Consider the following 21,800-nt stretch of genomic DNA (forward strand, 5'->3'; position numbering starts at 1 on the left):
ATTTATTCAGCTTGAACGTCATCATGGTAGATATTATGGAGTATCTGCTGATAGGCGCTGCGTAATGAGGCTTTTTGGGTATCGGCAATACCATTGATTTCTAAGCATTTATCAAACACATCAAGCTCATTTAAATCTTGTAAGGTTACAGAAGATTGCTGCTGATTGAGGACTTTATTGTAGGTGCGCGTATTTTTGATTTTTAACACTTCGCAAGTTAAACCCTCAATCATGGCATTCACTTCTTCACGCAGCTCATTGACGATTTCATAACCGTCATAAATCACTTCTAGCCAAATAGACTCTGAGGACTTTAATGATTTTATCGTAGCAGCGATGGTCGTCAAATCACCCGTTATCTGCGCCAATTTTTGAAAACAAGGAATCGGCAGCGAGATTACCTGCATTTGCCGTAACTCATCATGATGCAGTCGTTGGGAAGTTAAATCAGACGTTGTAAAAGTGGAATCAAGCTGCATCGCCTTTGACTGAGTAAAGGGTTCTTCATTGACGTTAATTGCGGCGCTTTCTTCTTGCTCAACAAAGCCAAATAAATCATCCATAAATTCAGGCGTTTGAATGACTGCTTTTTTCGCGACTTTTTCAACCTTACTTGTAGTATTGGCAGGCTGAAGAATAGTACTTTCATCAGATAAAGATTTTTCTACTTCGCCAAACTCTACCAACAACACTTGCTTTTGCTGTTTTGCTTCGCCAAAACCCATGGCGATAGGCGAGCCTGAATAGCGGATATGCTCACAGCCGCCGACGCGCTGCGGCACATGTAAATGCCCCAGTGCCACATAATCAAAGCCATCATCAAACATATCAGCGGAGATTTGACCGAGGGAGCCGACGTAGAGATCGCGCACGCCATCATCTTCTGTAGTCTTACTACCTGCGGCGAATAAATGCCCCGTCGCAATAATAGGAATATGGCGCTGATGAGCGTCGCTTAAATGCTCCTGCCTTGCTTTGGCAATGCTAGCTACTTCATCATAATGCGCTCGAATACCCTTGATAACATTGGTATCTTTGCTATCCGCTGACTCGCCAGCATGGCTACCACGCACATCGCGGTCGCGCAGATAGGGCACAGCGGCGATAATACAATGCGGTGTGCCATCAACCGCGTCTAAAACCAACACCTCATCATTTAAATCGTCACAAGCAGTACCGATGACATGGACATTTAGAAACTTTAAGACTTTACTTGGAGCATCTAAAAAAGTCGGGGAGTCGTGGTTGCCCGCGACGATGACTATATGCTCGCAGCACAATTTTGATACTTTACCTAAAAACTCATAATACAGCGCTTGGGCTCTGTTACTTGGCGTCATGGTATCAAAGATATCGCCAGCTACGATAAGTACGTCCACTTTATGCGCGCTAATGGTCTCTTGTAGCCAACTTAAAAAGGCTTCAAATTCCTCATAACGCATGCGCCCATAAAGTCTGCGTCCCAAATGCCAGTCGGAGGTATGAAGAATAGTAAGCGGTTTAATAGCAAATGCAGGCATAAGTGAACTTAATAATGGTTAGAAGACTGCGATTATTCTAGCAAGAATTGCTGTGGTTTGCTGTGCTTATAAACTTGTGATTGATTCACTGTGAAAAAGACGGAAAGACTTATTCAGCATTGATGAGTAAATTCAACTTTGGTCAGTAAAATGCTCATCAAATGCAAGAAAATGGGTATCGGTGATGTCATAAGAGTAAGAGTTAAAAAAGTCTAGCGGTCTATTATTAGTAGTTCCATTATAGCAGTCTGTTTTAAGTGGTCTGTTAATAGGTTTGAAGGGTAAAATAGCTGGTTCCCTTAGGGTATGCCCTAACAGAACCTATTGAAATAATTCATCTAATTTTACGACAGCATCATCATACTCTTTGCCTGGATCCAGAAATGCTGTTTTAAATGAATAGTAATCTGCTAAAAAATCCAATGAGCATCCACCTAAAGATTTTGCTTTTTCCATAAGCTTCATTCTAGAATCAAAAGGTATATACCATAAGTCATCTTCTAATAAGCACTTGACTAACATATCAACATCGAAGCATTCTTCTACTGCTTTATCAAATTTACTGAAAACATCTCTCCATGTCCCCATATCTGCATCTACTTTTGCTTCAGACATTTCCCTAATTTGTGTACTGATTCTACAGATATTCACTTATACCTCTACTTAAGTTCCAGAAAACAAATATTCAAATATATCTATAATATAGCTCAAAACACCCTAAACATAAGCCACGATAGAGAGATTGCAGAAGCTAACTTAATAGTTTTCAATCAATGACCTCATAGGCATTAAGATTATATCTAAAATCTGCTGTTCGATGCCTGTATAGCGCACCGATCACAGATAGAATATGTATGTTAGGTACACCACGAAGTACACTGCGACTATTTCAGTGAGCAAAATCTCTGATACCATTAGCCTACAGCCGAAGATTCAAGTCCTCACTAGGGTACCGAATTAGTTAAAGCACCTAATTGGTTCCTCGTAGGTATACCTTTAACAAACTATTATTATGTCAACGTCATAGAGGTTTTTGATGCTCTCTACAATCTCGATAGTCGCTTGACCTTAATCGCACTTAACCAATTACTAGTTGCTCCACATCATCAGCGGTCGCCAAATTAGTGACCATTGATAGCGCATGTGCTTGCTGGCTAGTAGGGGCTTTTGCCGCCGCTGTCTTGCCACCGCGCAACCAATTGTCATCGGTATCAGCAGCATTTTGGTTGTTTTGCTCATTGTCTACATGATACCAAGCTAAGTCATGATGTAGGGCGACCACATCTCCCATAATCAGCAGAGCAGGCGTGGGTAGCTGATTTTTTTCTTGCAATTCAACAATATTGGCAAGCGTACCAGTCAATACTTGCTGATTGGGCATACTGGCATTAGAGACAATGGCGATTGGGGTATCGCTACTACGTCCAGCATCAATTAAACCTGTCGTCAAACGTGCCAGTGAATGCAGCCCCATATAAAACACCACCGTCTCGTCGGTATTTAAAAAGCTTTTAAAGTTGCTGTTTGGCGTGCCAGCTTTCAAAAACCCCGTGACAAAACGTACCGACTGCGAGTGATCGCGGTGCGTCAAAGGAATACCTGCATAACTTGCAGCAGCATTAGCAGCAGTGATACCAGGCACGACTTGATAAGGGACGCCATGCGCACGCAAGCTTTCAATCTCTTCACCGCCGCGGCCAAAGATAAAGGGATCACCGCCTTTTAAACGCACCACACGGCGACCTTCTTTTGCACTATTGACAAGCAGCTCATTGATGCCAAGCTGAGCGACGGCATGGTTGCTACGTTTTTTACCGACAAATACTTTGTCAGCATCGCGGCGGCATAAATCCAATATTTGCGGTGATACTAACGCATCATAATAGACGATATCGGCTTGCTGCATGAGGCGCAGCGCTTTAAAGGTCAGCAGCTCTGGATCACCGGGGCCTGCACCGACGATATAAACTTCACCCATTGGATTTTTTACGGTGTGAGATCCTGTAGATGTATTATCTGCTGTACTTTTTTCATTGATAGCGGATGCAGTGTTATCTAAATCCGCTTGCAGTCGCGCCGCTGCTGCATCTTCATTACCAGCAAACATCAGCTGACTGACGTCACCTTCAAAAGCGCGCTCCCAAAACTGACGACGTCCTGTCAGCGTTGGGATTTTGGTTTTTACCTCATCCCGAAAGTCACCAGCCAGCTTGGCCAATTTGCCATAACCTTGCGGGATTAACGTCTCTAAACGTGCGCGCAGTAAACGTGCCAGCACCGGCGCTTTGCCATTGGATGAGATGCCAATCACAATTGGATTACGATCAACGATGGCTGGGAAAATAAAGTCGCATAAATGCGGCGTATCAACTACATTAACGGGAATATTCAGCTCGCTGGCATCAGCGTGAATCTGATGATTGAGCGCTTCATCATCGGTAGCGGCGATAATAACGCGTGCGCCAGTCATATAAGCTTTATTGTAGTTTTCATAAATCAGTTCGTGCTTGGCTTTGTCCTTAGTATGGCTGAGCAAAGCTTGTATTTCAGCACTGATAGTTGGTGCAAGAATCGTGATCGCAGCACCAGCGCGCCTGAGTAAGTCTGCTTTACGTAACGCGACATCACCGCCACCAACGATTAATACTTTGTGGTCTTCTAATTTAAAAAATAGCGGAAAGGTGTTCATAGCTTCACCAATGATTCAGTCAATAAAATATGTCATCATTATGCGGTATCACGCGCTGCGTCTCATGCAGTGAATTGGCATTAACATATTCGTTTTTGTCATGTTGCTGATGGTTTTTGCTAAGATGTGGAATAGCTGGGGAATAAAAACGTAGAAACGTGGCAGAAAAAAACCACAAGCTCACTTTTAAGCTTGTGGCTGATGTGGATTCTAAATCTTATATTTACATGGATAGAGTTTAACGTACTGCCAAAGTCTACTCAAACTCACTTAGCATCTTAGTAATACGCGCATCTTTTTGTTGCCAAATGTCCTCGAGCCAATCAAACATCATTTTTTTAGTGGCTTCATCACGGTCATAGCCACCATCCATAATGGCCGCAAATAACTCGTCCGGTATGGTTAAGCGCGTCACATCGACGCCCAAGCGACGGATATTACCTTTCCATAAATCATCATAGTCAGGCGCACCGTCGGGATAGACGATAGTCATGTCTAAAATCGAATCCAATTCATTGCCTAACGCATTAAGCGCCAATGACAACCCGCCAGCGCGTGGTTTTAATAAATGCTCATAAGGTGAGCCTTGCTTATCATGTTTTTCTTTCGTAAAGCGCGTGCCTTCTAAATAGTTTAATAGCGCAAAAGGTTTGTTTTTTAATTGACGACAGGCGCGCTTTGCTTCTTCGATATCCTTACCTTTGAGGGCAGGATTTTTGGCAATCGCTTCTTTAGAGTGGCGGCGCATCATTGGGAAGTCTAAGAAATAAAAGGCTTGACCGATAACGGGAATATAAATCAAATTAAACTTAGTGAAAAACCTTGTTAGAGGCAGGGTATCTTGGCTGATATATTGCACGATACTGGTATCGACCCACGACTGATGATTACTGACCAAGAGATACTGCTTATCTTCGCTTAGATCATCGGGCAGGTTGATGCGCCAGTCTTTATGAGGTAATGCGTGGTCGATAACGGCATTATTAGTATTAATCCAATACTTAGTAATTGCAATTAAGGCATTGTCGGTCAGTTTTGACCCAGTCAATACTTTCGCCGCGCCCATAGTCCAGACCGGTAGACCAACCAACGCACTATTGGCAGTGAGGACGCCAGTACCCGTCAAAAAAGAAGCAGCCTTGCCGACAGCTGGCAATTTATCATGCAGTTTTTCATAGAATGAATCGATTTTTTTTATTAAAGGCATATCAAATATCCGTATTGATGAGTGTGGCAAAGCCATTATCGAGCTTGATAGTAAAAAGGCGCACAAGTAGCTGCAACGACGGGCAACTTCGTCCATAGTTTAGCGTTAAAAGGTTGGCTTAACGTTTAATGTGATGTTGCGCCAGCTTTGAAGCCATAGAATACCTTAATGTTAGCCGATAAAACGTTAAGAAAACGTTATTTATGCAACTAAAAGGCTAGATATGTGCCAGTTATTAGCTGATTAAAAATGTCTAACATAGCCTAACATTCACAGTTAGGTGACTATGTTAATCTAACTCAGACGTTATCAGATAGGAAAAGTTTTATTTACAACATAAAAAACAAGGATGAACATGATGAAATTACAAGACAGGGTGGCCATTATATTTGGCGGTACCTCAGGACTGGGCGAAGCGACTGCAAAAGCGTATGCCGATGAAGGGGCAAAGGTCGTCGTCACGGGTCGCGATGAAGAAGACGGCAAACGCATTGTCAAAGACATAACCGATAAAGGTCAAGACGCTCTCTTTGTGCATGCCGATGTGACCAAAAAAGCAGAGATTCAAGCCGTGGTCGATAAAGCCTTAGAAGCTTATGATCAAATTGACATTTTATATAATGGTGCGGGCATCCATGACGCTTATGATAATGCCGTCGAGTTAGAAGAAGACTTATACGATAAATTGATGGCAATTAATGTCAAAGCGCCATATCTTGCCTCGAAAGCGGTGATTCCGCACTTTATCAAGCAAGGACGTGGAGTTATCATCAATGTTGGTTCACAAGCCACGCAAATGGCAGGCCCAGGTGGTTCCGTTTATGTAACCTCAAAGCATGCAGTGCTAGGATTTACCAAGCAGTTGGCATTTGATTTCGGTAGTCAAGGCGTCAAAGTGAATATTCTATCGCCAGGCTTTATCGAAACCCCAATGACCGATGGTATTGAGGATGAGCGTCTAAATCGTATACCAGCTAAGCGTGCTGGCAAGCCTGAAGAAATTGCAGCGCTCGCGGTATTTTTGGCGTCTGATGACTCAAACTATATGCATGGCTCGAACGTCTTTATGGATGGTGGTTGGATTCTCGGTCGTAAATAACGTTCTAAAAAGCTATAATCTTAAGCTATCTAAGTGTAAAAAGCCCTCTTAAATGATAAGAGGGCTTTTTAATTTCACAGGTTAAGAATAAAGCTTAAAGCTGCGTATGCAAACCACATTCACGGCTTTCTTCAACTTTGGTTGGATCAAAGTAATCAAACTCGTTAGGCAAGTTATGCTCTTCAAGATAGACGTCTAAATCCGCGTCTGTTTTTTCAAATAATGGTGCAACTTTTAACACGCCGTCTTTTGATAAACTCAGCACATCAAGACCTTGGCGAAATTCCGTTTGATCTTTACGAATGGCGTTAAACCAGACATCAGGTTTCAGCTCATCTAGCGCACGGCGAAATGGCTCAAGTTTTACTTGGTCCGTGAATTCATCATGCTGCGGATTATCAATGCCTGGGATACCGTTCATGGTTGCGTCACGATAGGCAGCCGTTTGCTTAGGAATGTAAGTGATGACGTTTAAATTCAAATCACGGATGACTTTATTGGCAAATTGATAGGTCGCATCAGTATTGTAGCCAGAATCTACCCACAATACCGTGATATCAGGGCGCTGTTTAGCAACCAAATGCAAAATCGCGGACTCATACGGGCGGAAATTGGTGGTGATAATGGGGTTTTTTGCTTGGCTAAGCGCCCATGCGACGATTTCTTCTGGTGATTTACCTTTTAATTCTTGGTTGGCTTGATCGATATCTAGATTTGGGTGTAATTGGCTCATGATGGATTCCTTAAGGGTAAAAAATATATAAATGATTGATAATAAGTAAGGTGGTGAATATGAATATTAAGCACCAGCAAACATCGGTAGGTCGGCGGAGTTACGACCGTCATAACTACTGGCAAGCGCATTAAATGCTTGACTGATATCAGAGATAGAGTGCAAATCATGCGCGCTTATCACAAAACTGTCGGCGCCTGCGCGTAGCAGATAGGCGATTTGATCGCGGCCAAACTTGCCAGCCATACGAATCTCGCCTCGATAGCCCATTTGGCGTAAGGTTTGGGCGTAACTAAAACCACGTCCGTCCGTGAAAGCGGGGACGTGAATCACAATCAAATCTTGCTGTAATAAAAACTCTGGAATACGCGTCAGCACCTCGGTATCGCTATCGGATGTCACCCAGACACCAGTACGGCTGATATGCTCGGCTAACAATTCACGTACTTGTAATAGTAGTCCGCCTGCAATATTGCCTTTAGCATCTAATAAATCAGCAAGCGGTAAAACGACTTCGAGTTTTTCTTGTTTTTGCAGTAGCTCTAGCAGTGATATATGAGTGAGTGCAATGCCGTCTGGTAGCTCATTGGTGCTAAGCGCAAGCCAAGTGTCAGTCTCACTGATATCGGTGCCATCGCTATTGAACACATGGTGATTAGCCATAGACCTTCTCCTTAAAAGGGGCAATACCAATACGGTCAACTAAGTCGCCAAAGCCTTCGACATCATTGTCATTACTGACGCGCTGCTCAAGGTAGACGTCGATTATCTTTTGTATCGTCGTTGCTACGGCATCGGTTGGTACAGCCTTGCCCAATATCTTACCGAGTTTGGCGTCGTTGCTAGAGTTACCGCCGAGGCTGATTTGATACCAGTATTCACCTTTTTTATCGACCCCAAGGATACCGATATCGCCGGTATGGTGATGGGCGCAGGCATTCATACAGCCAGACATATTGAGGCGAATCTCACCTAAGTCATAAAGGTAGTCAAGATCATTAAACTGTTTTTCGATTTGCTCAGCGATATTGTGGGTTGTGGCATTGGCAAGCGAGCAAAAATCCCAGCCTGGGCAGACGATCATATCGGTTAGAGTATTGATATTTGGACGGGCCAAATGTAGCGCCGCCAGCTGCTGCCATAGCTCGTACAAGCGATTGGTTTGTACATCGGCAAAGACCAGATTTTGCTGATAAGTACCGCGCAGCTCGCCAAAGCTATGTTCGTCAGCGAGGTCGGCGAGGGCGTCCATTTGCGACTCAGTAATATCACCTGACGGTACGTAGCGTCCGTCGACCAAGCCTGCTTTTAACGAAATGACCACCGCGCGGTAGCCTGCGATTTTATGCGCCACGGTATTTTGCTGATACCAATTGGCAAAGTCTTTATCAGCCTCTAGTTGCTGCTGCAAGTCCGACTGTACCTGTAGCGCATCAAAGCTGAGATAATCAGGCTCAGTAAAATAGCTGCTGGCCTTGTCAAAGTTGGCATCGGTCAAGGTCAACGGCCCATCTTTGATATTGGCTTCCCATTCGGCATCGACCAATTTGGCAAACGCAGGGCCGCCCATGCTATCGACCAATATCTTGATACGCGCTTTGAATTTATTGTCGCGGCGACCATGCAGATTATAGACACGCAAAATCGCATCTAAATAGCTGAGTAAATGCTGGCGCGGTAAAAATGTATTGATGGTTTTGCCAATCACTGGCGTACGCCCAAGACCGCCACCAACTATCACCTCAAAACCAAGCTCGCCTGCGTCATTTTTCTTTAAGTGTAGTCCAATATCATGGACTTGCGTCGCCGCGCGGTCTTTTGCCGTACCAATCACGGCAATTTTAAATTTACGCGGTAAAAAAGCAAATTCCGGATGAAAGGTTGACCATTGACGAATAATCTCACAATAAGGACGCGGATCGGCGATCTCTTCCTTATGAATACCCGCATAAGGGTCGGTGGTGGTATTACGAATACAGTTGCCCGAGGTTTGGATCGAGTGCATTTGTACCGATGCCAATTCTGCCAAAATATCTGGCACTTCTTCAAGTTTTGGCCAGTTCAACTGCATATTGGTACGGGTGGTAAAGTGGCCGTAACCTTTATCATATTTACGGGTAATCTCAGCCAATTTGCGTAATTGATAGGTTGCCAGCAAGCCATAAGGCACGGCGATACGTAGCATCGGTGCATAGCGCTGGATATATAGCCCATTTTGTAAACGCAGTGGTAAAAACTGCTCTTCTGGCAGCTCACCTGCCAAAAACCGCTCGGTTTGGTCGCGAAACTGGGCGACTCGTTCCTCTACCAAGGTTTGGTCAGCGTAATTATATTGATACATGACGTAATCTCAATTTTGTTTTTAACTTAAAAAGCCGCGACGAAAATGATCTGCGTGTGATCGCTTGTATTGCCAATCGCAAGGTCAACAATTCAGAGTCACATCATATAAGCTTAAATCTATAAACATAAATTCCTTTAAGACATATCCATATCCAAACACAGCATAAATTTTCATAACCAAAGTTAGGTAGCCTATGTTTATCAAATTTAAGCGCTCATTCTCCTGACCAACTATCTCTCAATTTCATTATTAAGGTTTTAAAAATGACATCTACCAATCCCAAGCTTTCCTCATCAAAACTTGTTCCGCCGCACGGCAGTAGCGAGCTAAAACCATTACTATTAAAAGGTGAGGCGCGCAAGCAAGCATTAAAGCTTGCCAGCACGTTGCCGACGATTACCTTAAGCTCTCGTGAGCGCGGCGATTTGATTATGCTTGGGATTGGTGGCTTTACCCCGTTAAATGGTTTTATGAATCAGGCAGATTGGCAAGGCGTCGTGGATAATATGCGCCTGCAAAGTGGCGACAATGTTGGCTTGTTTTGGCCGATTCCCATTACCTTATCAGCGCCTAAAGCGACTGCTGATAACTTAAACCAAGGTGATAAAGTCGCGTTAGTGGCGCAAGATGGTGAGGTTATGGGTATCTTGACGGTAGAAGAAACTTATACCATTGATAAAGCCCATGAGTGTCAGCAAGTCTTTACCACTACCGATAGCGAGCATCCGGGCGTACAGCAAGTACTTAACCAGGGTGAGGTAAACATCGCAGGTAGTGTTGAAGTACTAAGCGAAGGTGAGTTCCCAACCTTATACCCAGAGATTTATAAGACGCCTGCTGAAACTCGCGCTATTTTGGATGCCAAAGGCTGGAAAACGGTTGCCGCCTTCCAAACGCGTAATCCAATGCACCGCTCGCACGAATACCTTGCCAAGATTGCTATCGAGATTTGCGACGGCGTATTGATTCATTCACTACTCGGCGCGCTAAAACCGGGCGACATCCCAGCCGAAGTGCGTCAAGAAGCTATCAAGACCTTGATTGATAATTACTTTAGAGCAGACACTGTTATCCAAGCTGGGTATCCGCTCGATATGCGTTATGCTGGACCACGCGAGGCGCTACTACATGCGGTATTCCGCCAAAACTACGGCTGTAGTCATCTGATTGTTGGTCGTGACCATGCGGGCGTCGGTGATTATTATGGCGCGTTTGATGCGCAAACCATCTTTGAATATGTTGGTAAAGATGACTTGATTACCCAGCCGTTAAAAATTGGCTGGACATTTTGGTGTAATGCTTGTAATGCCATGGCTTCTGATAAAACCTGCCCGCATGAAGCATCTGAGCATGTCAAAGTATCAGGCACCAAGCTACGTAAAGCGCTATCAGAAGACCTCGATGTACCAGAGAACTTTAGCCGTCCTGAAGTGCTAGAAATTTTGCGTGACTACTACGCTGGTATCGCAAAAGAGGAGCGTGCTGAGGTGAAGTTGGTCGGTGCCTCTGCAGTATAAGAACCTTAATATTTAAAGAAGATAATGCGCAAGAAAAAAGGTGTCAGAGTAACTATCTGGCACCTTTTTTATCATCTCATTTTATTATCTAAAACAGGCAATTAAAACTATTAATTGAGCGCTAAATCACCCTCAAGCTTTTGATATTCGCCAATGAGTGAGGCTCCACCCGAACAAAAATAATTCAGCGCGTACTTATCTTGGCTATCAATGGTCAACGCATCATCTTTAAACTGGAAAAAGGCGGTACTGTCATTGACCTTAGTTTGAAAAATGACACCGTGCGCCTCGTCTTGTCCCATTAATGTCGCTTTACCATCGAAGTGACAAGTTGGTTTTTTCACATCACCACGCGCTCGTACCTTAATATCAATTTGCTCGCCATTGTCTGCGCCGTCAGCTCTTATCATCACACCCACCCAATCATAGCCTTGGGCACGCTTGGCATAACCGTCAGAGGCGTAATCGCCAACGACCGTCTGCACCGCTGGTGTGACAGCAGCGTTTGGTTGCTGAATCGTTTGGTTATTAACGCTTGGCGTTACGTTATTACAGCCACTTAAGGCCAATAAAGCGATAGAGGTCGTTAAAATACCTACAAAAAAGCGTGACTGACGGGCATGACGAGGTGGAGACTTGATCATTGCATTACCTTTAATAAAGGGGTTAGTAAACAGGAAATAAGTGAAAGCGGATGGGCTAAGTTTTATCAGTGCAGCGCCTGATATACAACAAGCTAAGGGATAATATCGACTCTATAGAGGCTCGTCTAGAGCCTAAGCAATACCGTAACTTACTCAAAAGTGTCTGCTTATCACAAAACTACAAAAATACCGAGGAAAGACAAGCACTTTAGAATAACTAATAAAATTACTTATGCCAAGTTAATCACTCGATAAGCGTATTTGTCACTAAGCAATTGTCTCACAGGCTGTTAGCATATTGCTCATTATCCATAGAACCGAATTTCGAAATGCAAGGTTTTTATCCCTATTATTAGAGAACAACGTTCCTATCGAGAGCAAATATGCAGCCAAATAAAAAGAGCGGCCAAAAAACATCTCACAAGCATATCAATGCGCGTGCTTCTTTCGCCATTCAACCTAAAAGCATCGGCAAAGTGCTCACCAATCGCTTTAGTTTTACCGTCAATCTTACCAGCAGTTTTGGTCTTGGTAGTGTGCTTGCAGCGGCGGTACTGATCACAGGCTGCAACCCTACCGAAGCCAACCAAAACGACGCCGCAAACGAGGCAAAAAATATTGATTTATTAAATGTGTCTTATGATGTCTCACGCGACTTTTATAAAGACTACAACCCGTTGTTTAATGCAAATTATCAGCAAAAACACCCAAGTATCAAGGTGAATATCAACCAATCGCACGGCGGCTCGAGCAAACAAGCGCTGTCGGTTGCCAATGGCTTGCAGGCAGACGTCGTTACTTTAAACCAAGAAAGCGATATGAACTTGCTGGTTGAAAAAGGCTTGGTGGCTAGCGATTGGCAACAGGCATTGCCAAACAATGCCGTGCCTTATACCAGTACCATGGTGCTTCTGGTTCGTGCGGGCAACCCAAAAGGCATCAAAGACTGGTCAGATTTGGCGCGTAACGATATTGCCGTAGTATTGCCAAATCCCAAGACCAGTGGCACGGCGCGATATGCCTTTTTGGGCGCTTATGGCTACGGCTTACATCATTTTAAAGAAAAGGTGCAAAGCCCTGCCAAAACCGATGCTTTTATCAAAAAACTACTGGCAAACGTCGTCACCTATGACAATGGCGCGCGCGCTGCCACCACGACCTTTACCCAGCGCGGTCTTGGTGATGTTTTAATCACCACCGAAAATGAAGCGCATCTGGCTGCTAAGCAGTTCGCGAAGGGAAAAGTCGATATCGTGTATCCAAGTTACTCGATTGTGATTGCCAACCCTGTGGCTGTGGTGAAAACCGTAACCGATAAAAAAGGCACCACCGCCGCGGCAAATGACTATTTAACAGGCCTATGGTCGACGCCCGCACAAGAGCTGATGGCACAGATGTATATGCGCCCTAGTAATGCCAAGGTCCTTGCCGCACACAGCAAGACCTTACCTGAAATTGCAACCTTTGAGCCTGTGGCGGTATTTGGTGATTGGGAAAGCATCATGGCGACGTTCTTTGTCGATGGCGGGCGTTTTGATCAGCTGGCGAGAGTGAAGTAGAGCTGGGTTTTGCATAGTTATAAGCAATATTCATTAGCGAATAATAAAAGTGTAAAGGCAATTTAAGAAATTTCTCGTTTAAGTGTTTGATAAGGCTATATTTTAATCATCATTACTTCATTATTCCATTTTGGCAATAACATACGCATATTCATCATTAAACATAATAAGCTGGCGCTGTTAGCATACTTGCATCATTTAATGAATATCATCTAACAGACACCTTTGAGGGATTTATGAAAGACGCAGCAGGCTATCAACAAAGAAGTAAAACACTTAACGTCTTGAGCATTGCAGGCGTTGCATTGACCTTGGGTCTTGCGGGCTGTAGCAATAACGAAAAGACAGAAACGACTGCTAATGCAGAAGGCACGCCAGCTGCCGCAGAAGGACAAAACATCGAACTGCTAAACGTCTCTTATGATGTGGCACGTGATTTTTATAAAGACTACAACCCATTATTCGTTGAGCACTATAAAAGCGAGAATCCTAACAGCAATATCTTAATCAAGCAATCGCACGGCGGCTCAAGTAAGCAAGCCCTGTCGGTGGCTAATGGTTTACAAGCCGATGTGGCGACCATGAACCAAGGCTCTGATATCGAATTACTTGAGGGAAAAGGCTTGGTTGAGGCTGATTGGGAAAGCAAATTCCCAGACAACGCCGTACCTTTCACCAGTACCATCGTATTTTTGGTGCGTAAAGACAATCCAAAAGGTATTAATGATTGGCAAGATTTGACCAAAGAAGGCGTTGAGATTGTCATGGCCAACCCAAAAGTCACGGGTAATGGTCGTTATGCCTTTTTAGGCGCTTATGGTTATGGTTTGCATGCCTTTAATAAAGATGAAACTAAGGCCAAAAACTACGTCAAAGACATGCTGAAAAACGTCAAAGTCTATGAGAATGGCGGACGTGCAGCGACGACGACGTTTGTTCAGCGCGGTATCGGTGATGTCTTGGTCACCTTTGAAAACGAAGCCAACTTGGCTGCCAAAGATTTTGGTGCAGGGCAAGTCGATATTGTTTATCCAAAATACTCTATCAAGTCTGAAAGCCCAGTCGCTGTTGTGAAAACCGTGACTGACAAAAAGGGCACCACCGATGCGGCAAAAGCCTATCTTGATTACTTATGGAGCGAGCCTGCACAGCAATTGGCAGCTAACTTATATCTTCGCCCAAGCGTGAAGAGTGTGCTTGATAAAAACAGCGATAAGTTGCCACCTATCGATACTTTCCGTCCAAACGATGCCTTTGGTACGTGGGATGAAATCATGAGCACTTACTTTAGCGATGGCGGCGTGTTCGATCAGTTAGCCATTAATGCACCAAAGTAAGCCGCTAGTACGCTGACTGATTGTGCTATTTAGAAATTTTCTTAAATAGCATTTAAACCGTCAGTTTTACCATAACGTCCAAGCACCTAAAGGACATGGCTACCCACGCTATGTCCTTTATCGCTTACACAGACCCATAATAAATACATTAAATACATCTGATAGCACGTGGTGCTTACAAGCAGAAAATAAGCGCCAGCAGTTAGGCAATAGGACATCACTATGAGTGCAACAACTTCTCCTGCCAGCAAACCCATCAAGAAAGGGTGGCTGACGCGCTTGCGTCAACGCAATGTGCTACCAGGGTTTGGGCTAAGCATGGGCATCACCGTCTTTAGCTTATCGTTACTGGTGGTGCTACCGTTTGCCATGATGGCCTATACCACGACACAAATGGGCTGGACGGGTTTTTGGGAAACCATTACTCAGCCGCAAGTCACTGCTGCTATCAAACTCAGTTTATGGATGTCGTTTTTGGCGATGCTAACCAACATGGTGTTTGGTACGCTGGTCGCTTGGGTGCTGGTGCGCTATGAATTTTGGGGTAAGTCGCTGATTAATGCCTTGGTTGATTTGCCATTTGCACTACCGACAGCGGTTACCGGTATCTCGCTTGCGACTCTTTATGCACCCAATGGTTTAATCGGCCAGTGGTTTGCCAAATTTGACATCCAAGTCGCCTTTACGCCACTCGGTATTTGGCTCGCTTTAGTGGTCGTCAGCTTTCCGTTTATCGTCCGTGCGGTGCAGCCAGTGCTTGCAGAATTGTCCGTTGAATTCGAAGAAGCGGCGGCGGTATTGGGTGCCAATCGTTTAACGACCTTTCGTAAGGTAATTTTGCCAGAGCTATTGCCGGCTTTACTGATGGGCGCGGGTATGATGTTTGCCCGTGCCACTGGCGAGTATGGCTCGGTGATTTTTATTGCTGGTAATATTCCGATGCAGTCTGAGATTTTACCTTTAATCATTATTAGTAAGCTTGAGCAGTTTGATGTGCAAGGCGCATCCGCTGTCGCACTTTTTATGCTACTGATTTCGTTTGTAATTTTATTGACCATTAACATCGTACAGTGGAAGCTGTCGCGCCGCGTAGGAGCCCGCTAATGCAAATTTCTAATAGCTACGACTACCAAAGCAATCCAGCGACCAAAGACACGCCGTGGATACGCCGTACTTTTATCGCTATTGCTGTGTTGTTTATGGTGGCGATGTTGGTGGTGCCACTTTTAGCAGTGTTCTATGAAGCCTTTAAAAACGGCTGGCAGTTGTATATCGCTTCCCTGGTTGACCCTGAAGCTTTGCAAGCAATTAAGCTAACCTTAATTACTGCCGCTATCGTGTTGCCGATTAATATGGTGATGGGTATTGCAATAGCTTGGCTTGTGACCCGTTATCAATTTAAAGGTAAACAGCTGGTAACCACCTTGCTTGATTTACCATTTTCGGTATCTCCGGTGGTGGCAGGTTTGATGTTTGTGCTGCTATTTGGTCTAAACTCTAGCATCGGTGGCTGGCTTGAGAGCATGGGCTTTCAGGTGATTTACGCCGTACCAGGGATTATTTTAGCGACTTTATTTGTGACCTTTCCGTTTGTAGCGCGTGAGCTCATACCCTTGATGCAGACCCAAGGCGATAGTGAAGAGCAAGCGGCATTAACCTTGGGCGCTAGCGGTTGGCAGACCTTTTGGCATGTGACACTGCCTAATATCAAGTGGGCGCTGCTGTATGGTTTGATTTTGACCAATGCGCGGGCGATGGGCGAGTTTGGCGCGGTAAGCGTGGTATCTGGCCATATCCGCGGCGAAACCAACACCATGCCACTATTGGTTGAGATTGCTTATAACGATTATAACTTTACCGCCGCCTTTGCCTTATCGAGCTTACTGGCTGCCTTGGCGCTGGTAACGCTATTGATACAACAAGTGATGACCAAGCTGCAAGAGCGCAAATTCGCCAAGTCTGAGCGTCTAGCAAGTGCGCCTGAATTGCCAGTGAGTGCCAACGCTCACAATGCTAACAACGCTGGCAATGCTAGCAATACGTCAAACACTAAAGGTGCTAAGAAAGCGTCAGATACGGATGCCACTTTAGCGAAAAGCACAGGCAATTTATAAGCGCTATTTTACAAATCTATCAGCAAGAAAGGCATCTGCTAAGCCAAAAATATAATAAGAGAACCCATTATGAGTATCCAGATTCGCAACGTTAATAAAAAATTCGGTAACTTTACCGCCTTAGATGATATCAATATCACCGTGCCAACAGGCAAGTTGACGACGTTGCTTGGTCCGTCAGGCTGCGGCAAAACCACCTTGCTGCGTATCATTGCAGGTTTAGAATACGCGGACTCTGGGCAGATATTATTTGATGAGCTCGATGTCACCAATACACCAGTGCAAAAGCGCCATATCGGCTTTATGTTTCAGCATTATGCGTTATTTCGCCATAAAAACATTGCCGACAATGTCGGCTTTGGCTTAACCTTGCTACCGAAGAATGAGCGCCCGAGTAAAGCGGATATCAATAAGCGCGTTGCTGAATTGCTAGACCTAGTACAGTTGCCGCAAGTTGCCAATGCTTATCCGCATCAATTATCAGGTGGTCAGCGTCAGCGTATCGCGCTGGCACGAGCCTTGGCAGTAAAGCCAAAACTATTATTACTCGATGAGCCGTTTGGCGCGCTAGATGCCAAAGTCCGTAAAGAGCTGCGCACTTGGCTAAAAAATATCCACCACGAGCTGGGTATTACCAGCATTATGGTAACCCATGACCAAGAAGAGGCGCGGGCGGTATCGGATGAGATTGTGGTGATGAATCAGGGCCGCGTCGAGCAAGTAGGGACGTCAGAGGAGCTGATTCACCAGCCAGCAAACGCCTTTGTCAGTGATTTTTTAGACCTAGTCTAATTTAGGCTTAAAGGCGTATTTATATTAAGGGCATATTTTAAAACAACGCTTAAAAAAGAAGCTTAAAAACAAAAAAGACCTATCAATGAGAGGTCTTTTTTTTGCGCTTAATTATTTGTCGTTAGACTTTCTCAATCTGCTTTTTTTGACATTAAGCAGGCTTTGGCATATTGATGTCTTTAGTTGATATCTGCTTATAGGTGATTTCTAAAATATCTTGGCACCATTCTGGCAAATCATCAGATACCTCGTACCACATCCACGTCCCATCACGAACACAGCTTAAAATGCCCAGTTTTTTCAAATGATTTAAGTGACGCGAGATGGTCGGCTGCGGCTGATCGAGTATTTCTACCAATTCACCAACACAGCGCGACTCTTTATTAAATAAGATTTGAAAAATCTTTAAGCGCGTTGGGTCAGACAAGACTTTAAATAACTCAAGCGGCTGTATCGTAGAATTATTATTAGACATAGAACAATTCCAATATAGATTTAGTTAATAGGGGGTCAATATAACAGCAGTTAACGGTAAAATCGATTAAAAAATGAGCAGGTTTACAGTTCGTCGCCATTTTACTACCTTTGGTACTTTGTGGTTACACCTAAGACTGTATTCAGTTACATGGATAAAGTTAGGGTAATATATCTTTTAGCTGTACCTGATATGACGGATAAATATACCAAATACTATTGTAAATGGTAATAATTATCGTTATTATAAAGCATAATTAGCTAGATATTCATAGTAGGAGCCGCACATGTACGTATGTATCTGTAACGACGTCAAAGACAAACAAATCAAAGCTGCCATTGCTTCAGGCATTGACACATTAGAGGGGTTAAAAGACACCCTTGATGTAGCGACGTGCTGTGGCTGCTGCGAACCTATGGTCAACGACTTTCTTGACGAACATCATGCCAAGCTTGATGCGTTGGCCTACGCAGTTTAAGAAACAGTTTAAGCATTTGCTTGTATCCACTTCTATTGCCAATCCGTTCAAATCCCGTTTCTGCTTTCCCTCTATCTGTAGTGTTTTAGCCGCCAATTCGCCTTTATCCGCGTTCAAATCATCTTTTTATGGTTATTTATGGTTAAAAGCCATCACCATGAAAGACGATAAGTAACTCAAAAGGCGAGTGCGGCTATCCTTTATCTCTGTTTGCCTTCATAAATCACCTATTAAGATTACTCGCTAAACGCTATCGGTGTAAGCGAGTTAATTATAATTCTCAATTAGCATCTTATTCTTAGTTCATATCGTTACAAGCGCTACGGCGTGCCTATGCTACTATATCTATCTAACTTTGTAAGACGTTTGATGGGTTTTAATCTTTACTGATTGGTTTACGAATGGTACTTTAACTATATTTATTATTGTGAATGTATTAGTAGCCAAATAAAAACATAGGAGTATGAGTCATGATAGGCAGCCAAAAGGTCATTGATTATTTAAATTTTTTATTAGGTGGCGAGCTTGCGGCTCGTGATCAGTACTTCATTCATTCTGAGATGTATGCAGAATGGCATTACGGTAAATTATACGACCGTATCCACCATGAGATGCAAGATGAAACGCAGCACGCGCAGGCGATTATCCGCCGTATCTTGATGTTAAGCGGTACGCCGAAGATGCGCGTCAATGAGATTAATATTGGCGCAACGGTACCTGAAATGCTGCAATTGGACCTAGACTTAGAATATCAAGTACAGCAGCATCTAAAAGACGGTATTGCGCTTTGTGAAGCAGAGCACGATTATGTGACGCGTGAGATGTTGGTTGAGCAGCTCAAAGACACCGAAGAAGATCATGCCCATTGGTTAGAGCAGCAGCTGCGCCTGATTGATATGGTTGGTCTGCCCAATTATTTACAAAGCCAGATGGCGGAAGTGTCTCCTGATATTGTTTAGTATTTTATATATTAAGCAGTTTTCACGAATATTAAATTGATAAACGAATAAGCAGGACAGGGAGAACAGCATGAAAGGGGATAAAGAAGTTATTCGCGCACTCAATCAAGTGCTCGGTCAGTCATTAATCGCCATCAATCAGTATTTTTTGCACGCCCGTATTGCCCGTCATTGGGGTTTAGAGGCATTAAACGAAAATTTCTATAAGCAATCTATTGCAGAGATGAAATGGTCGGATGACCTTATTGCGCGTATTTTATTGTTAGGCGGTCTGCCAAACCTGCAAGATTACGGCAAAATGTTCATCGCAGAAGATGTGCCTGAAATGATTGACTGCAACTTGCGCTTAGAAAAGCAGAAATTTTCTATCATAACTGATGCAATTACCTTGTGCGAGAGCAAGCATGACTATGTCTCGCGTCATTTATTGGTTATCCTAAAAGATGGCAATGAAGAGTATCAAGACTGGCTTGAAACCCAAGAGGACTTGATTAAAGACGTTGGCATTGAAAATTATATTCAGTCACAAATGGATGACGACCACACGCCTTAAAGTTATAAGAATTGCCGTTACTTGCCAGCGTATCCTAAGATAAGTTTTAGATTAACTGATTTTAGGTTACGCTGGCGTTTTTATATTTAATGCTTTTTTAATGTTTGTTACTTTTAGAGATAAGTATCTTTCAATACCAATAACTTAATATAAGCCACGACCGTCTTCAGGTTTGAGGCGTAAAAAGTATAAACCTGAAAGGATGGTTAAAATACCCAGTATCCAATAGGTGGTCTGAAAGGCGACCAAGGTATCAAGCTCGAAGCGTTCCCGCAGTAGATTCAAGACCGCCGCCCCAAAAGCGATGCCAAAGCTAATCGCCAATTGCTGATTGACCGCCATTAAGCTGTTACCGCTACTGGTCTGCGCGCCCTCTAAATCACCGATAGTAATGGTATTCATGGCACTAAACTGCATGGAATTACAGGCACCCATGACGGTCAAAATAGGGATAAACCAAATCCAATTTGCCGCATCATTAAACTGCGCTAAGACAATAATAAGCAGGCCTATCAAAAAGGTATTGACCACCAACACCTTGCGGTAGCTAAAACGCTGAATAATTTTACTGACCCAAGGCTTGATACCGATTGCACCAACGGCAATAGGTGCAAGCAGCCAACCCGCTTGCGACGGTGAGTATTCAAACACCACTTGTAGCAACAGCGGCAATAAAAAGGGCACGGCGCTGATGCCTAAACGGGTGAATAAGTTGCCAGTAATACCGATACGAAAAGTGCGAATATTAAATAAACTTAGTGGAAATAATGGCGCTGCACGGCGTTTGGCATGCCACACATACGCGCCTATCAAGATACTAGCGCCGAGTGCGAGTAGCAAACCGTAAAACCCACGCCCAGTCTGTGAGCCAAACTCGACCGCCAAAGTAAATCCGCAAGCGGCGGCAGCAAATAAAGCAAAACCCGTCCAGTCTAAACGCTTGGTGTCCTCAAACAAAGCAGGTACCAGCTTTTTACCCATGATAAAACCAAATATACCCATCGGGATATTGATGAGAAATATCCAATGCCAGCTGGTATATTGCACGATATAACCGCCCAATACTGGTCCAACTAGGGGCGCGATTAACGCGGGTATCACCGCAAAGTTCATCACGGTTAATAGCTTATTGCGCGGATAAGATTTGACCAATATGAGACGCGCCACAGGGGTCATCATCGCGCCGCCAATACCTTGGATGACGCGCGAACCAATCAATAAATTCAACGTTGGGGAGGCGGCACACAATAGTGAGCCGATACAAAAGATGATTACAGCATATAAAAACACCCGCCGCGTGCCATATTTATCAGCCAAAAAGCCGCTTATAGGAATAAAAATCGCCAAGGTTAGCGCATAGCTAATAACCGCCCACTGCATTTTTAATGGTGACTCGCCAAGGGCTTGCGCCATTTGCGGCAAAGAGGTGTTTAAGATGGTAGCATCTAAAATCTGCATAAATAGCGCCACCGCCAAGACATAGGGTAGGTATTTATCTTGCGTTGGGGTTAGGGTTACCATATTGTCATCACCATGTCTTTTGACCTCATCTTTTGACTTCTGTTGTTAAGCCTATCTCTAAAAAGCTGTTAAGTTGGGCTAGTATAAAAATAACCGCCTATGAGTTAAAGAGTAGCAAAGTAACGGTGTAAGCTCATTCATAAGAAGTGTGTTCTCAAACGCTTTGATACTCGTGCTCGTTACTTTTAAAAATGGGTTACAAGACAGGGCTTTAACTAAAGATTTGCTATAGTAGAATTATCATATAGGACGACGTGAG

20 protein-coding genes are annotated in these 21,800 nt (G+C 43.9%); 10 read left to right on the forward strand and 10 right to left on the reverse strand.

Features of this window, described 5'->3' with window-relative positions:
* Positions 1 to 2: 2 nt before the first annotated feature.
* The 4 genes from B3R91_RS06620 to B3R91_RS06635 all read right to left on the reverse strand — a co-directional run bounded on the left by B3R91_RS06620 (position 3) and on the right by B3R91_RS06635 (position 5,416).
* Complete coding sequence (locus tag B3R91_RS06620) at positions 3 to 1,520, reverse strand: exonuclease SbcCD subunit D C-terminal domain-containing protein (RefSeq protein WP_286796921.1); 1,518 nt, start codon at positions 1,518 to 1,520, stop codon at positions 3 to 5.
* A gap of 321 nt (positions 1,521 to 1,841) precedes the next feature.
* Positions 1,842 to 2,135: a hypothetical protein gene (locus B3R91_RS06625; protein ID WP_286796922.1), complete on the reverse strand. Its 294-nt coding sequence runs from the start codon at positions 2,133 to 2,135 to the stop codon at positions 1,842 to 1,844.
* Positions 2,136 to 2,598: 463 nt separating this feature from the next.
* On the reverse strand, positions 2,599 to 4,209 hold the full coding sequence (gene cysG / locus B3R91_RS06630; protein WP_286796923.1) for a siroheme synthase CysG: 1,611 nt from the start codon (positions 4,207 to 4,209) through the stop codon (positions 2,599 to 2,601).
* A 256-nt stretch (positions 4,210 to 4,465) separates the two neighbouring features.
* Entirely contained in the window at positions 4,466 to 5,416 is a 951-nt protein-coding gene (locus B3R91_RS06635) for an acyltransferase (RefSeq protein WP_286796924.1), read from the reverse strand.
* A 355-nt stretch (positions 5,417 to 5,771) separates the two neighbouring features.
* Between B3R91_RS06635 and B3R91_RS06640 the strand changes: the two genes are divergently transcribed.
* On the forward strand, positions 5,772 to 6,515 hold the full coding sequence (locus B3R91_RS06640; RefSeq protein ID WP_286796925.1) for an SDR family NAD(P)-dependent oxidoreductase: 744 nt from the start codon (positions 5,772 to 5,774) through the stop codon (positions 6,513 to 6,515).
* Between the two features lie 94 nt (positions 6,516 to 6,609).
* Here the strand turns inward: B3R91_RS06640 and B3R91_RS06645 are convergent, their stop codons facing one another.
* The 3 genes from B3R91_RS06645 to B3R91_RS06655 form a co-directional block, all read right to left on the reverse strand.
* On the reverse strand, positions 6,610 to 7,248 hold the full coding sequence (locus tag B3R91_RS06645; RefSeq protein WP_068405362.1) for a phosphoadenosine phosphosulfate reductase family protein: 639 nt from the start codon (positions 7,246 to 7,248) through the stop codon (positions 6,610 to 6,612).
* Positions 7,249 to 7,314: 66 nt separating this feature from the next.
* Positions 7,315 to 7,911, reverse strand: a complete 597-nt coding sequence (locus B3R91_RS06650; protein ID WP_193030467.1) for a DUF934 domain-containing protein — start codon at positions 7,909 to 7,911, stop codon at positions 7,315 to 7,317.
* Positions 7,904 to 9,589, reverse strand: coding sequence for a nitrite/sulfite reductase (locus B3R91_RS06655; RefSeq protein WP_068405368.1), 1,686 nt, complete (start codon positions 9,587 to 9,589; stop codon positions 7,904 to 7,906). The genes B3R91_RS06650 and B3R91_RS06655 overlap by 8 nt, the downstream gene beginning before the upstream one ends.
* A 266-nt stretch (positions 9,590 to 9,855) precedes the next feature.
* Here B3R91_RS06655 and sat point away from each other — a divergent pair, with 266 nt between their 5' ends.
* Positions 9,856 to 11,109: a sulfate adenylyltransferase gene (gene sat / locus B3R91_RS06660; protein WP_286796926.1), complete on the forward strand. Its 1,254-nt coding sequence runs from the start codon at positions 9,856 to 9,858 to the stop codon at positions 11,107 to 11,109.
* Between the two features lie 110 nt (positions 11,110 to 11,219).
* Here the strand turns inward: sat and B3R91_RS06665 are convergent, their stop codons facing one another.
* Positions 11,220 to 11,753 (reverse strand): hypothetical protein, encoded by a 534-nt coding sequence (locus B3R91_RS06665; protein WP_144296180.1) that lies wholly within the window; start codon positions 11,751 to 11,753, stop codon positions 11,220 to 11,222.
* Between the two features lie 383 nt (positions 11,754 to 12,136).
* Here B3R91_RS06665 and B3R91_RS06670 point away from each other — a divergent pair, with 383 nt between their 5' ends.
* From B3R91_RS06670 to B3R91_RS06690, 5 genes are all read left to right on the forward strand, one after another.
* Entirely contained in the window at positions 12,137 to 13,312 is a 1,176-nt protein-coding gene (locus B3R91_RS06670; protein ID WP_286796927.1) for a sulfate ABC transporter substrate-binding protein, read from the forward strand.
* A 236-nt stretch (positions 13,313 to 13,548) separates the two neighbouring features.
* On the forward strand, positions 13,549 to 14,649 hold the full coding sequence (locus B3R91_RS06675; RefSeq protein ID WP_286796928.1) for a sulfate ABC transporter substrate-binding protein: 1,101 nt from the start codon (positions 13,549 to 13,551) through the stop codon (positions 14,647 to 14,649).
* 222 nt (positions 14,650 to 14,871) lie between these two features.
* Positions 14,872 to 15,753 (forward strand): sulfate ABC transporter permease subunit CysT, encoded by an 882-nt coding sequence (cysT, locus tag B3R91_RS06680; protein WP_068405497.1) that lies wholly within the window; start codon positions 14,872 to 14,874, stop codon positions 15,751 to 15,753.
* Positions 15,753 to 16,763, forward strand: a complete 1,011-nt coding sequence (gene cysW / locus B3R91_RS06685; RefSeq protein ID WP_144296176.1) for a sulfate ABC transporter permease subunit CysW — start codon at positions 15,753 to 15,755, stop codon at positions 16,761 to 16,763. Before cysT ends, cysW begins: the two co-directional genes overlap by 1 nt.
* A 69-nt stretch (positions 16,764 to 16,832) precedes the next feature.
* On the forward strand, positions 16,833 to 17,555 hold the full coding sequence (locus B3R91_RS06690; RefSeq protein WP_349681533.1) for a sulfate/molybdate ABC transporter ATP-binding protein: 723 nt from the start codon (positions 16,833 to 16,835) through the stop codon (positions 17,553 to 17,555).
* A gap of 151 nt (positions 17,556 to 17,706) precedes the next feature.
* Here B3R91_RS06690 and B3R91_RS06695 read toward each other — a convergent pair whose 3' ends face one another.
* Complete coding sequence (locus tag B3R91_RS06695) at positions 17,707 to 18,030, reverse strand: ArsR/SmtB family transcription factor (RefSeq protein ID WP_068405491.1); 324 nt, start codon at positions 18,028 to 18,030, stop codon at positions 17,707 to 17,709.
* Positions 18,031 to 18,316: 286 nt separating this feature from the next.
* Between B3R91_RS06695 and B3R91_RS06700 the strand changes: the two genes are divergently transcribed.
* The 3 genes from B3R91_RS06700 to bfr (B3R91_RS06710) all read left to right on the forward strand — a co-directional run bounded on the left by B3R91_RS06700 (position 18,317) and on the right by bfr (B3R91_RS06710) (position 20,020).
* Positions 18,317 to 18,508, forward strand: a complete 192-nt coding sequence (locus tag B3R91_RS06700; protein WP_068405488.1) for a (2Fe-2S)-binding protein — start codon at positions 18,317 to 18,319, stop codon at positions 18,506 to 18,508.
* Between the two features lie 470 nt (positions 18,509 to 18,978).
* Positions 18,979 to 19,467 carry a bacterioferritin gene (gene bfr / locus B3R91_RS06705; RefSeq protein ID WP_068405485.1) on the forward strand — a complete coding sequence of 163 codons (489 nt, stop codon included), beginning with the start codon at positions 18,979 to 18,981 and terminating at the stop codon, positions 19,465 to 19,467.
* A gap of 70 nt (positions 19,468 to 19,537) precedes the next feature.
* Complete coding sequence (gene bfr, locus B3R91_RS06710) at positions 19,538 to 20,020, forward strand: bacterioferritin (RefSeq protein ID WP_102076432.1); 483 nt, start codon at positions 19,538 to 19,540, stop codon at positions 20,018 to 20,020.
* 144 nt (positions 20,021 to 20,164) lie between these two features.
* Here bfr (B3R91_RS06710) and B3R91_RS06715 read toward each other — a convergent pair whose 3' ends face one another.
* Positions 20,165 to 21,541, reverse strand: coding sequence for a DHA2 family efflux MFS transporter permease subunit (locus B3R91_RS06715; protein ID WP_286796929.1), 1,377 nt, complete (start codon positions 21,539 to 21,541; stop codon positions 20,165 to 20,167).
* Between the last annotated feature and the right edge of the window lie 259 nt (positions 21,542 to 21,800).

This window comes from Psychrobacter sp. UBA6291 (genome assembly GCF_002439405.1).
In the GTDB taxonomy this organism is placed as follows: Bacteria; Pseudomonadota; Gammaproteobacteria; order Pseudomonadales; family Moraxellaceae; genus Psychrobacter; species Psychrobacter faecalis.